The sequence below is a fragment of the Antrihabitans stalagmiti genome, assembly GCF_016482825.1.
Classification (GTDB): Bacteria; Actinomycetota; Actinomycetes; order Mycobacteriales; family Mycobacteriaceae; genus Antrihabitans; species Antrihabitans stalagmiti.
Genome location: NZ_JAEMNV010000005.1, coordinates 227240 through 239465, shown reverse-complemented (window position 1 = coordinate 239465; position 12226 = coordinate 227240). Strand labels below are relative to the sequence as shown.

The 12226-nt window shown below is 65.3% G+C and carries 12 protein-coding genes and 1 riboswitch; of the genes, 6 read left to right on the top strand and 6 right to left on the bottom strand.

The features are described 5' to 3' along the window. Positions 1-81: 81 nt before the first annotated feature. Entirely contained in the window at positions 82-600 is a 519-nt protein-coding gene (locus tag JGU71_RS17445) for an LppU/SCO3897 family protein (protein ID WP_199705549.1), read from the top strand. A gap of 80 nt (positions 601-680) precedes the next feature. After that, the gene (locus tag JGU71_RS17440; protein WP_199705548.1) at positions 681-1307 is read left to right on the top strand and encodes an LppU/SCO3897 family protein; all 627 of its coding nucleotides are present in this window, start codon (positions 681-683) and stop codon (positions 1305-1307) included. Positions 1308-1320: 13 nt separating this feature from the next. On the opposite strand, the gene JGU71_RS17435 is transcribed toward JGU71_RS17440, so the two are convergent. Further along, positions 1321-3609, bottom strand: a complete 2289-nt coding sequence (locus JGU71_RS17435) for a helicase-associated domain-containing protein (RefSeq protein WP_199705547.1) — start codon at positions 3607-3609, stop codon at positions 1321-1323. Between the two features lie 59 nt (positions 3610-3668). On the opposite strand from JGU71_RS17435, the gene JGU71_RS17430 reads away from it, so the two are divergent. Then, a complete protein-coding gene (locus JGU71_RS17430; protein WP_199705546.1) occupies positions 3669-3857 on the top strand; it encodes a hypothetical protein in 189 nt (62 codons plus the stop codon). 89 nt (positions 3858-3946) lie between these two features. Here JGU71_RS17430 and JGU71_RS17425 read toward each other — a convergent pair whose 3' ends face one another. From JGU71_RS17425 to JGU71_RS17415, 3 genes are all read right to left on the bottom strand, one after another. Continuing rightward, positions 3947-4573, bottom strand: a complete 627-nt coding sequence (locus tag JGU71_RS17425) for a resuscitation-promoting factor Rpf1 domain-containing protein (protein WP_199705545.1) — start codon at positions 4571-4573, stop codon at positions 3947-3949. 4 nt (positions 4574-4577) lie between these two features. Beyond that, a riboswitch (cyclic di-AMP (ydaO/yuaA leader) is annotated at positions 4578-4773 on the bottom strand. Positions 4774-5071: 298 nt separating this feature from the next. Beyond that, positions 5072-5443, bottom strand: a complete 372-nt coding sequence (locus JGU71_RS17420) for a YccF domain-containing protein (protein WP_199705544.1) — start codon at positions 5441-5443, stop codon at positions 5072-5074. A gap of 34 nt (positions 5444-5477) precedes the next feature. Continuing rightward, the gene (locus JGU71_RS17415; RefSeq protein ID WP_233529738.1) at positions 5478-5705 is read right to left on the bottom strand and encodes a hypothetical protein; all 228 of its coding nucleotides are present in this window, start codon (positions 5703-5705) and stop codon (positions 5478-5480) included. Between the two features lie 158 nt (positions 5706-5863). Between JGU71_RS17415 and JGU71_RS17410 the strand changes: the two genes are divergently transcribed. Beyond that, on the top strand, positions 5864-6280 hold the full coding sequence (locus JGU71_RS17410) for a cold-shock protein (protein ID WP_199705543.1): 417 nt from the start codon (positions 5864-5866) through the stop codon (positions 6278-6280). 17 nt (positions 6281-6297) lie between these two features. On the opposite strand, the gene JGU71_RS17405 is transcribed toward JGU71_RS17410, so the two are convergent. After that, the gene (locus JGU71_RS17405) at positions 6298-6795 is read right to left on the bottom strand and encodes a DUF2771 domain-containing protein (RefSeq protein ID WP_199705542.1); all 498 of its coding nucleotides are present in this window, start codon (positions 6793-6795) and stop codon (positions 6298-6300) included. After that, positions 6792-8546, bottom strand: coding sequence for an MFS transporter (locus tag JGU71_RS17400; protein ID WP_199705541.1), 1755 nt, complete (start codon positions 8544-8546; stop codon positions 6792-6794). Before JGU71_RS17400 ends, JGU71_RS17405 begins: the two co-directional genes overlap by 4 nt. Positions 8547-8629: 83 nt before the next feature. On the opposite strand from JGU71_RS17400, the gene JGU71_RS17395 reads away from it, so the two are divergent. Together JGU71_RS17395 and JGU71_RS17390 are read left to right on the top strand one after the other, a co-directional pair. After that, positions 8630-9445: a DUF3027 domain-containing protein gene (locus tag JGU71_RS17395; protein WP_199705540.1), complete on the top strand. Its 816-nt coding sequence runs from the start codon at positions 8630-8632 to the stop codon at positions 9443-9445. Positions 9446-9496: 51 nt separating this feature from the next. Next, a complete protein-coding gene (locus JGU71_RS17390) occupies positions 9497-12226 on the top strand; it encodes a sacsin N-terminal ATP-binding-like domain-containing protein (protein WP_199705539.1) in 2730 nt (909 codons plus the stop codon).

The window sequence follows — 12226 nt, the reverse complement described above, 5'->3', positions numbered from 1 at the left end:
TTGCGCTATGCGCGAACTACGTCACCACGCTATTCTGCGCCGAGCGTTAAGACACTCGTCCAACTCCGAGAAAGGCCTACATTGGCAAACAAGGGATCCGGGCTGCTCAAGCGGCTCGTTGTTGCGACTCTAGCTTTGCTGGCGGTCGGATTTTTTGTGATCGGCTGTTCATCGAAGTCAGAGACCGCCAAGGCCGAGGCGGGCACCTGTATCGAGATCAAGAAGGCTTCCGCAACCGACGCAGAGACCGAGCCCCTCGACTGCGCCGACAACAAGGCGACCTACAAGATCTTCTCGACGAACGAGACAGAGACCGCGTGCCCGTCGGACGCGTACACGACCTACACCGAGACGCGCGGTTCGGACACCACCGCCTACCTCTGCCTTTACGAGAACCTGAAGGAAGGTAGCTGCTACTCGCAGGACACCTTGACCAACATTCTCGGATACGCGGAGTGCTCCGATCCGTCGGCCAAGTTCAAGGTCACGACGAAGGAAGAGGGCACCGAAGACGAGTCCATCTGTGCAGCGGACGACGTCCAGTACCTGAAGTTCCCCGACCCGAAGCTCACCTACTGCCTGGGTGACGCTGCGGCGTAAGTACATCCGGATCGAGGGCCCCGAGTGTCTCGGGGTACGCAGGGGCCCTCGATCGATCGGTTCGAGCGAAAGAGATTTCAGTGCAGCGACGTAGTAGGTCCACCGTTCTCGTGACGGCCGCAACTGCACTGTGCCTGTTCGTGTTTGCCCTGCTGACCGGGTGTCAGAAAGTAGACCCGAAGCCTGTTGCCGAAAAGAGTTCGGCCGAGCAGACATCGACGCGGGAATCCTCCGCGCCGCCGTCGGGAAAGACCAGCACGCCCAAGTCGTCCTCGCGCACAACAACGTCCGCGGCGGCGCCGCCGTCCGAGGTCGGTTCGTGCATCCGAATCAACAAAGCCTCGTCGACAGACGCCGACACCGAACCGCGGGACTGCTCGGCCGACGACGCGACGTACAAGATCTACTCGTCGAACTCGACCGAGGTGGCATGTCCCTCCGACGCGTACACGACCTACACCGAGACGTCCGGGTCGACGACGACGTTCTTCCTCTGCCTCTACGAGAATCTGCGGGAAGGCAACTGCTACGAGGAGGACGCGCTCACGAATGTCCTTACCTACGTTTCCTGTTCGGACCCTGCCGCCACCTACAGGGTGACCACGAAGGCCGAAGGTGTCGAGGACGAGAGTGTGTGCGGACCCGACGACGTCCAGTTCCTCGCGTTCCCTGACCCGCAACTCACCTACTGCCTCGCATACGCCTAGCGGGCGCGTCGGCTCAGTCGACCAGCGCGACCGACGAGATCCGGTGCAGCGTGAAATGCCGGACCGCACCCGTTGCCGGATCGATCGCATCCAATTGGCCGCCACCGACTTTCACCGGTTCGACGATCCGGTTGGTCGCGATGCCCTGCGCGTCGACGTAGCCGATGCTCACGCTGCGACGCACCCGAACCGCCAGTTGCAGTAGCGCCATCGTCGCCGCACCGGATGCGCGCGAGCCGTCTGATCGAACACCGTTGCCGCGGTTGGCTTTCGCGGCGCGATCACCGGCTCGAAGTTCGACGACGAGGTTTGCGAGCTGATCGTCGGTCGGGGTGGCTGGGATACGAAGCTGTGGACGCAGGCGCTTGCTGACGATCCTGGCGCCGCGTTTGCGCACGTCGACGATCACGCCGGAGGAGTCCTCGCCCGCCGGCGCGAAGCCTGCACGGCGTAGACCCGCCAGCAGTTCGTTCAGCGGGACGGGCGAGATCGCGACTGTCGCGGCGAGGGCTCGAAGCGCGAGTTCTTCGGCAATCGGGGTAGCGAGCACCTGGGCAAGCAGAGCGGGGTCCTCGCAGCGGATGAACGATTCCGCCATCCCTGCCCGCAGTTGGCCGTGTCGACGTGCCATGTCGTCGATCAGGTAGGTCAGCGATTGCGGTATCGGGGTCCGCGACTTGGTTGCGAAGAGGGTGTGCAACTCCGACGCGGTCGCGCCGGCATCGAGTGCTCGTCTGACACTTGTCTCGCCGATGCGGTAGACCGTCGCGCCGCCCGCCGATTCGAGATCGGCGACCAGCGAGATGCGTTCCTGCAGTTCGGGAGTGAGGGGTCCGGGAGCGACGACGGTCAGGTCGGCCTGCACGAGGACATAGTCGACCGGTGGCGGAAGTGCCGATTCCATCTCTGCTTCGGCGTCGCCGCCGTGGAGCAGGGCGCGACCTGGCGAGGTGAGTGCGCCGCGACCGATCACACCGAGTGCCGTCGCCTCGGTGAGGGTCTTCTCGACGGCGCCGACGGTGAACCGGTTGGCCCAGCGCGGTCTGCGCCACGCGAGTGCACGAGCTACGTCCGCGGCGTCCACACCCTCGCCACGGCCGAGTTCGGCCGTCAGCTCGAGAATGAGCCGCCGATCTCGGGCCGCCATGGCGCTTCGTACCTCGTCGGAGAGCGCGGCGATCGGCTTGTCGTTCGCGTCTCGCATCCCGATCAACCACGGTCGCCTAGCCAGGTCCAGCCACGCCGCTGCGAGGGTGTGCCAGCGTCGCGCAGGTGGTGCGTCGAGCCAGGCGTCGACGGCGGCCGTCGGTGCCCAGAAGTCGTCGCCGTCGCCGGGTGGTGCCGGGTCGGGTCGGCCGCTTGCCATCAGCCCCGCTGCGACGAGCAACTCGACGAGCAGGCTGACCCGATCCTCGTCGACGCCGATTCGCTTGGCGATCCGCCGAAGTTCCCGAACGCCCATGCCACCGGCGCGTAGTGCAGGCGCGGGCAGTTCACCGAGCGCGTCGATGACATCGGCGCAGTGCCGCAGCAGTTCGAGTGCCTCACCACCTGCAACGCCGTTGACCTCGGCGGCCTTGTGCTTGCGGGTGTGCAGCGCAGGCTGCATCAGCGTGCTGAGGTCGGATACCGGCTCACCGCGCAGCACCTGGCCGACCTGCTGCGGCAACTCGACGGTTTGTTCGTCGACCCAGGTCAGCAGGCCGAGCGCGAGCAGTCGCTGCACAGGACGATCACTCGGCGTTCCGGGTGCCGCGTCCTTCGTCCGCCCGATCGGCGCCGTCACCGCCAGACGATCGAGCAGGGCGCGCTCGCCGGGTGAGAGTCCACTCAGGGCGGCGGCGATGTCCTCTGCCGACATCGCGACGACGGGTTCGAGCGACCGGCCGATCGGCCATGGCACGACCTCGACGGCGACCGGAAGCATTCGCAGCGTCTGCTCACCCCACACGAGCGCACGCGATCGAAGCGTCTCGATGGCGGCGTCGATCGCTTTTCTTGGCGCGCGATCGCCGATGGCCTCCGCAACACGAGCTGGATCGACCGCAACGGCCTGGGCGTTCTCGATGGCAAGCGCCTCTATCACTGCCAGCGCGAGCGTATTCAGCTCGTCGGCCGCACGCAGGACCGATGCGCGCTGTTCGGCGCGGTTGGCGAGCACGGCCATGGAAGCGGGCAACGGAACGGTGAGGTCCGGCCGCAGGCGGAGGAGTTCGATCAGTTCGGCATCGGAACTCCTCGCCAGCCACCCTGCCAAGCTGTCGGTATCTGTAGTGCCTGCGGCACGGTCGGTGGCGGTCATCAGGTACCAGATTAGATACATGTGCTGTGCGTAGCTGTGGCTCGTGTCAAAATAGGCTCGTGGTTAACAACGTGAAGAAGAACTATGTCGATCCGGGGTGGCCTAAGACTCCGAAGGGCGAAGTCGCCGTGACCGAGCTTTCGTCGTCGCGATCCGGTGGTCTGTCACCGTTCGGCGAGGACACGGAATTCCCTCTGCCCGTCGAGGACCTGCCCTACGTTCACCCGCACACTGTCATCAATCGCTGAGTCGGCGAACAGCACAAAAACTGAGCAAGACCGAAAACGGCGGGCCCGCATCTTTCGATGCGGGCCCGCCGTTTCGCTGTGTGCGAGGACTACTGAGGAAGCAGACCCTTGTTGGACTGGTAGAAGTTCACCAGCGCCGGATCCAGATTGATGCCGGAGTTCTTCACGGCGTTGTATGCGTCTAGCAACGGTGAGGGGAGTGGCATCCCGTTGTTCTGAACTGCCTCGATCGTGTTGTCGATGCCGTCGAACACCTGCTCGCTGGCATTGGCGCTTGCCGCGGTGCTCGGAGCGGACGGTGCCCACTGCGGTGCACTCGGGGTCGGAGCGGTCCGCAGCGTCGGGCCGCTGCTCAAGCCGAGGTTCGACGAGCAGGAGGGCCATGCGCCCCAGCCCTGCGTCGCGAGAACCTTCTCGGCGACTGCGATCTGCTCTTCACGCGAAGCCTGGTTGGCCGAGGCGGCGAACTCGCCGCCACCGTGCGCGGTCCAGGTGCTCGGCGAGAACTGCAGGCCACCCTGGTAGCCGTTGCCGGTGTTGATGCCCCAGTTGCCGCCGGACTCGCACTGTGCGAGACGGTCCCAGTCGTTGTCGGGTGCCGCACTTGCGGTGCCCGTGAAGGCCACACCTGCTGTGCCCATGATGGCGCCGGTGACGGCAACCTTGGCGACGGTGCGGCCGGTGGTGGTCGGTTTGCGGTGGCGTCCACTGCTCATTGGTCTGTCCTCTCCGTCCGCGCCTGCGAGGTCAGCTGTCGGGTTCGGGCTGAGAGGTCGCCCGGCCTCGGCGCTCTTTTCGAGAGCGTGTCTGGCTTCACCCCTAGGAAGGGTTCAAGTTTTCGAACCGTTTTCCAGTTGTCCCTGTGGGGAAGTTGGGTCCCCCGCTCCCGTCCCTCGTAATTCGTCGGGTGTCCGGGGCCCGCGGGACGGGGTTTGGCGCGGCGGGCCGGACTTCGGCCGAACTTCCGGCCGGTCATGACCGTACTTCTAAGGGCGGCAAAAATCACTATTTGGTAACCGGTTCGCGCGCATACACAATTTTGGTTAACGGAGTGCGGCATTTTGCCTCTTCGCAGCTAGACACGGCGTGTCCTAACTCGTAACGACTTGGTGTACGACCGTGACGCTGACGTGATGTGATGAAGATCACAGTTTATCGGTGTCGCGAAACCAATCCTCCGGACGATGCCTACCCGACCCGGGTACCCCATCTACTCAGGCGTCGACGATGTCCTTGCCAAGTGGCATCAGCGAGACCGGAATCATTTTCAAGTTGGCAATGGCGAGCGGGATTCCGATGATGGTGATCGCCATCGCGAACGCCGTCACCAAATGGCCGATCGCCAGCCAGATGCCGGCAACGATGAACCAGATGACGTTGCCGATGAGCGAGGCCACACCGGACGTCGGGCGCTCGACGATCGTCTTGCCGAACGGCCAGAGCGCGTACACGCCGATCCGGAACGAGGCGAGGCCGAACGGGATCGTGATGATGAGAATGCAGCACAGAATGCCGAAGAAGAAGTACCCGAGCGCGAGCCAGAGGCCGCCGAAGAGCAACCAGATGATGTTCAGCAGCATTCGCATGGCCGACTCCTTCGATTTCGTCTGGTTGTGGCGCCTATTTTTTGTTTCGGGAGCGCCGCCCGGACTGCAGTGCGTACACGACCGCGAGCAGCAGACCCAGTGGCGCGGCGAGTGTAGCCCCATACAGCGCATCCGGCGGAGCGTCCGAGGTCACCGCTGCAACGACGAACATCGCAGCAATCGCGCAGACGCCGACGACGAACAGGATCGTCGCACCGACCAGCAGAACGGGAGGTCTGGTCGAGTCCGGTTCGGTGGCCACGGGTCAACGGTAAATGGGTGTGCCGCTACTCTGCACTGCGGGTAGACTTTGGTATTCGCGTCCTGCGCAACAAGGCGGGGCGCGTTCCTATTTGTGCAGAACCAACTGTTTTGTGCAGAACCAACTGTGTCCTCTTAGAAATGAACGGGTGAGCTGCGGTGCCGACCGGCAAGGTGAAGTGGTACGACGTCGAAAAGGGCTTTGGGTTCCTATCGCAGGACGAAGGCGAGGACGTCTATGTCCGTTCCTCGGCGCTGCCGCAGGGAGTCGAGTTGCTCAAGCCCGGACAGCGCGTCGAATTCGGTATGGCCGCAGGCCGCCGCGGACCCCAGGCGCTCAGTTTGAAGGTCCTCGAACCGGCCCCGACGATTCGGCAGGCCAACGGCGGAGTCCGCAAGGAACCCGTCGCGCGCAAGCACACAGCCGACGAATTGCACGGGATGATCGAAGACATGATCACGCTGCTCGAAGCAACCGTGCAGCCCGACCTGCGCAAGGGCAAGTACCCGGATCGCAAGACCGCGCAGCGGATCTCCGAGGTCGTCCGCGGCGTCGCCCGCGAACTCGACAGCTGAGGCTCGCTCCGACGCGCTCACGCAGTCTCGATCAACCACACCGCCCGCTGGAACGGATCACCGTTCTCGTCGACGACAGACGACGGCAGACGGATCTCCACGCCGAGTAGCTTCGCCTCCGGCGTTGTCTTCGATCGAACGGATACCGCCGTCGCCTGGCCGGGACGGTAGCCCTGTTCGACGATTTCGAGACCGTTCGGGCCGTCGTAGGTCGCGTACAGCCGCCACGGAGCGTCCGACAGTTCCGTCGGCAGCGACAGTTGCAACGGATAACCGACCGGCACCTGCAGCTTCGCGATCGAACCCTCCTCGCTGCACTCGGTCAGGTCCAATTCGCAGTACCTGGTCGGTTCGACCGTGATCGCTTCGCCGTAGGCGTAAGCGGTCACCGCAGGCAGGCGTGGGTCGGAGTCCTTGACGAGGACAAAGAGCACGGCAAAGAACGCCACGGCAACCACAAGAACACCGGTGCCGAGCAGCGCGAGAATTTTGACAGTCTTGGGCTGGAGCCTCACCAGTGCGCGTTTCCTGTCGGTGGTTGGGTCGAAGGTTGCGGAGATTGTCGCGCTGTTCCTGCCGCGGCAGCCGACGGGGTGGCCGAACGTTTGAACGATCGACCGCCGACCCGGCTGCCGAAGCCTTTCTTGACCTCTTGCTTGGCGCGGTCCGGCCTGTTGCCGCCGAGTCCTGGCAGCAGGGAATGCCCGGTGTAGCTGACGATGGTCTGCACGGTTCCCAGTGCGAGCAACACCGAGATGACGGTGAACCCAAGCCAGAACTTGGTCGGGAGCAGCACGCCGAGCGCGCCACCGACAACCCAACTCAACTGCAGCGCGGTCTCCGAGCGGCCGAACGCGGACGCGATCGATTCCGGCGGTAGGTCGTCCTGGATGGCCGCGTCGAGGGAGACCTTGGCAAGTGCGCTCGCCGCGGACGCCACAAGCGCCACCACAGCCGCTGCGACCAGGCTGTCCACGAAGGCCGCGACGATGGTGATCACGGTTACCGCAATCGTGCATCGAACGACGAGCAACGCGGGTCGGCCGAGCGAGAGTCGCGCTCCGATCGCGTTGCCGGAGAAGTTGCCGAGACCGGCCGCGACGCCGACGAGACCGAGCATCGCCGCCTGCACGAGCGGCTCGTGCTCGGAGCGGGACCTGGCGACGAAGGCGACGAAGAGGGTGAGGAATCCAGTGAGAACGCGGATCGTGCTGTTACCCCACAGCCCGGTGACCACAGCACGCCCGAGTGGCTGCCTTCGCTTGCTCGGCTTGATCGAATCGCCGCGGTCGGGGTCGTCGATCGGCGCCGAGTAGTCGCTGTCGCCGTGATAGGTCAGCGTGGCCGGGACCTCGCCTTCGGTGACCTCGACCCACGCCGGAATACGCATGCTCAGGTACGCGCCGGCGACGCTGAGAACGAACGCGAACCACAGCGCGCCCGCCGAGTCGGCGATGATCGCGGCGATACCCGCGAGCGCGCCTGCGCCGATGGTGCCACCGAGCAGTCCGAACACCGTCAGCCTGGAATTGACCCGCACAAGGTCGATTTCGGGCGGCAGGACACGTGGCGTTACCGCGCTCTTCAACACGGAGAACGACTTGCTGAGCACAAGAATGCCCAGGGCAGCGGGGTAGAGGAGCCAACTGTCGAAGTTGAACACGAGCACTACGGCGAGCACGGCACGCAAACCGAACGACGATGCGAGCGCGACTCTGCGCCCATGCTGCAGCCGGTCGAGCATAGGCCCGATGAGCGGTGCGATCACTGCGAACGGGGCAATCGTAATGGCCAGGTACAGCGCGACTTTGAGTTGGCTTTCACCTTGCGCCGCGGAGAAGAACAGGGTGTTCGCCAAAGCGATCGCAATCGCGGCGTCGGTCGCGAAATTTGCCATCGTCGCGTACGTCAGCGCTGTGAGCCCCGACTTCTCGGCACCGTCGGCCTTGGCTGCGCGCTGGAACGTGGCGAAACCGCGACCGGTGAGTTCTCGTCCCCGCATCGCGGCGACGCGCGTCACCGTCAGCTTGCGCGGCTGCCGCATCCCGCGGGTCGGTGCCGGGGCGGGGGGCGGCTGCGAATCGTCGTTGTACGCAGGCTCACCGCCGCGATCGGGCTGGCGCGGCGGATCGACTGGATGCAGAGGGGGCAGAGGCTGGCGCCGGGTCGGTACATGCCGCGGTGGATAGTTGTCGAATCCGGGGTGCTGTGAAGCGGCGCTCGGCCATCCCCCGGTGGGATCATTCGGCTCGCGTCGGTCGGTCACAGGTCAATTCTGTCCTACCGAGGCGACAAACAACTACCTCGGCGAGTCGCCAAAGCGGCCCACCGGCGAACGGTATTGCATCGATGCGGCAAAATGGAGTCGTGAGCGTTGCTTCTTCTCCGGAACTGTTCGAGATACACGAGATCCTGGTACAGGCAGTCGACCTGGCGCGTAGTGCTCTGAGCGACCTCGGCGAGGACGGCGTGGGTGCCTATGTCGGCGTCAGCGCCGACGGCGAATCCGCTGCGACACATCGCTTCGAAGCGACTTTGCCCGGCTACCGAGGTTGGCAGTGGGCCGTCGTCGTCGCTACCGATCCCGATTTCGATCACCCCACCGTCAGTGAATCTGCGTTGCTACCCGGACCCGACGCACTCATCGCGCCGAACTGGGTGCCGTGGGACCAGCGCATTCGGCCAGGCGATCTGGCACCTGGCGATCTGCTCGCTCCGCCTGCCGACGATCCGCGCCTCGTGCCGGGCTACGTCGCGAACGGTGATCCCGAAGTCGACGATGTCGCACTCGAGCTCGGTTTCGGTCGCCTGTCGACGATGAGTCGCGAAGGGCGCGAAGATGCGGCGCAGCGGTGGCACGAGGGCGACTACGGTCCCGAGTCCGAGATGGCCAAGGCTGCTCCCTCCTCCTGCGGCCTGTGCGGCTTCTATCTGCCGCTCGCCGGATCGCTACACGCCGCCTTCGGCGTCTGCGGCAACGAGTTGGCCGCAGACGGCCACGTCGTGCACGTCGGCTACGGGTGCGGCGCACATTCGGACACACGACTGCCGACCGGCGCGGGGTCGCCGCAGTACGAGGCGTTCGACGACGCCGCCGTCGAAGTTGTGTCCGACTCCGGTCGTGGCGCCGAACGCGCGGATCCCGTATCGGCCGAGCGGGACTGACGCATCGACGACCTGACCGACCCGTTCGGTACCGGACAGCTACGCGAATCGTTGCTGCTTGCCTGGGGCAGTTCGCCGACCCGGCTGCGCGAGGATGCCGCGACCGAGAACGACTTCGTCCGATCCGGATACCGTGATCGCCTCCTGACCGAACTTGCCCAGAACGCTGCGGATGCTGCCGCGAAGGCAGGCGTCGCCGGGCGCCTGGCAGTGTGGTCGGTCGGCTCGCAATTGCACGTCTCGAACACCGGCGCTCCGCTGGATGTCGCCGGTGTGCAGGCGCTGACCGCACTGCGCGCGTCGGGTAAGCCCGGCGATGCCACGGGGCACGGCAGTGTCGGCAGGTTCGGTGTCGGCTTCACAGCAACGGTCTCGGTGAGCGACGAGATCGAAATACGTTCCACGACAGGGTCGATCAAGTTCTCGCTCGCAGCGACCGAGGAGCGGTTGGCGGACGAGGGCATCGACGTTGCCGTGCGACCGCCGGTGTTGCGTCTGGTCTGGCCGACGACGGCGCAACCCGTCGCGGGGGCGGACACCGAAGTTGTGTTGACGCTGCGCGCCGACGTCGATGCGGCCGCGTTGCTCGCAGGCATGGCAACCGAAGCGGTCGACCTGTTGTTGGAACTGACTGCGCTACAGAGCATTCGGATCGGTGACACGGAATTCGTCCGGAAGTCCCGCGACCTGGCGCGTGGCGTCGAGGAGATCTCCATCGGTGCGCTGTGCTGGTGGCAGTACCGGACTCCGCATGCACGCTGGCTCGCGCCCGTCGCCGACGGTGTGATCCGCCCCAGCTCGGGCGATGTGCTCCGGGCACCGACCCGTTCCGACGAAGAGTTGTCGCTGCCCGCGATCGTGATTGCTGACGTCGGTATGCAGCCGGACAGGCGTCGTGTGCTGCCGGAGGCACGTCTGGCCGACATCGCCGTTGGATATGCCGATTTCGTTGCGGCAGTGCCGATATCGCAACGAGCCGCACTCGTCCCGGTGCCGACCTTCGCCAGGGGTGAGGTCGACACGGCGTTGCGTGAGGCGATATTTCGCGAGCTGCGCGCACACGCGTGGCTTCCTGTTGTCGGCGAAGGCAGCGATCGTGTCGTAGCGCCCTCGCGAGCATCCGTATTTCCCGATCTGACAGCAGAGCTCGCCGAGTTGCTTGCCGAAGTGATTCCCGCGCTGGTACTTCCGGAACTGTCGGGTACGTCGAATGCCCGCGCGCTCGCCGCCGTCGACGTTCATCGCATCGGTCTTGCTCGGGTTGCCGAAGCGTCGAGCGGCATCGACAGGCCGCCCGCGTGGTGGCACAGGCTGTATGCGGCCCTGGAGCCGTTTGTGATCGACACGATCGCGGTCGAGGAACTCGGTGCGTTGCCGGTACCTCTCGCCGACGGACGACTCGTCACCGGACCCCGTACGACGGTCACCGCCGACGACCTTCAATCGACCGGAAACGACTCACCGACAACGATTCCCGTGCATTGGGCGCGTCTCGTGCATCCGGAGGCAGCGCACGAGTTGCTCGGCCGGCTCGGGTCGTCGCACGTCGGAGCGACCGACCTGCTTTCCGATGGCGACCTGCGCGCTCGGATCGAAGACTCCGACGACTCCGACGACTCCGACGACGAGGCGGCCGAGCTCGCAGCCGCTGTCCTCACGTTGGCTGCTCGGGTCACCGACCCCGAACGTCTGCCCAGCTGGCTCGGGTTGCTGTTGCTACCCGACGATGGCGGTGAGTTGCGGTCGGCGGACGAACTGCTGCTACCCGATGCGCCGTTGCGTTCGGTGCTCGTGGCGCACTCGCCTTTCGGAACAGTCGATACGGAGCTAGTCGCGACCTACGGGGCCGCTGCGTTGCGTGCGGTTGGCGTCGGCTGGGGTTTCACCGTCGTCCGCGACGAACTTCCGACCGGACCCGATCACGATCTGGACGACGAGGCGCAGTGGTGGTCCGGCCTGGCGGAGGATCCCGAAACATTCACGGCTGTCAGGGATCTCGACCTGGTCGACGACGCGAAGTGGGCGACGGCACTGACCTTGCTCGCCGGTGACGCCGTCGTGCGGCCGCTGCTCGCTGACCCCGACAGTTACGTGGCGTGGTGGCTGCGGCGGCATGCGAGCGTCGACGGCGCGCCCCTTGGCGCGCTCCGGCACCCAGACGACTCGACTTTTGTGGGCTTGCTCGACCCGTTCGAGCACGTCGACGCGGACGCGATGCGCGCCGTGCTCGCCGGACCCGATCGTCTGGATCTCGAACTGGTTCAGACCCTGATCGACAGGCTGGCCGCGCCCGAGCGATCGCCGTCCGCCGGTGTCGTCGCCGATACCTACCGCAGACTCGCGAGTGTCGTCGCGGCAGGAAAACTCGACATCGACGCCGTAGCGCTGTCCGATCGTGTGCGCGTGAGTACCGGTGCTCTCGTCGATCCTGCGAATGCGTTCGTGTTGGACAAGCCATGGTTTGCCGTCGCGGTGACGCCGGATGCGCTCGTGGCAGGAAGTATCGAGACGGCGACGGCACTTGCTCGGCTGCTCGACCTTCCACTCGTCTCCGAATCGGTGCGTGGCGTCGTCGTCGGCACAGGCCGTGCAAGTAGCTGGGATCGCGAACCGACCGCAGTGCTCGCCTGCATCGGACTCGGATTACCGTTGCCGACCGGATCGATCGAGGTGCACGAGCAGTTGCGCGTCACGCTACGAGGCTCGGTCGAGGCAACCGTCGACGTCCCGATCTGGGTAGCCGACGACGGAACCGTCCACCTTCGGCAGGGAGTTCTCTGA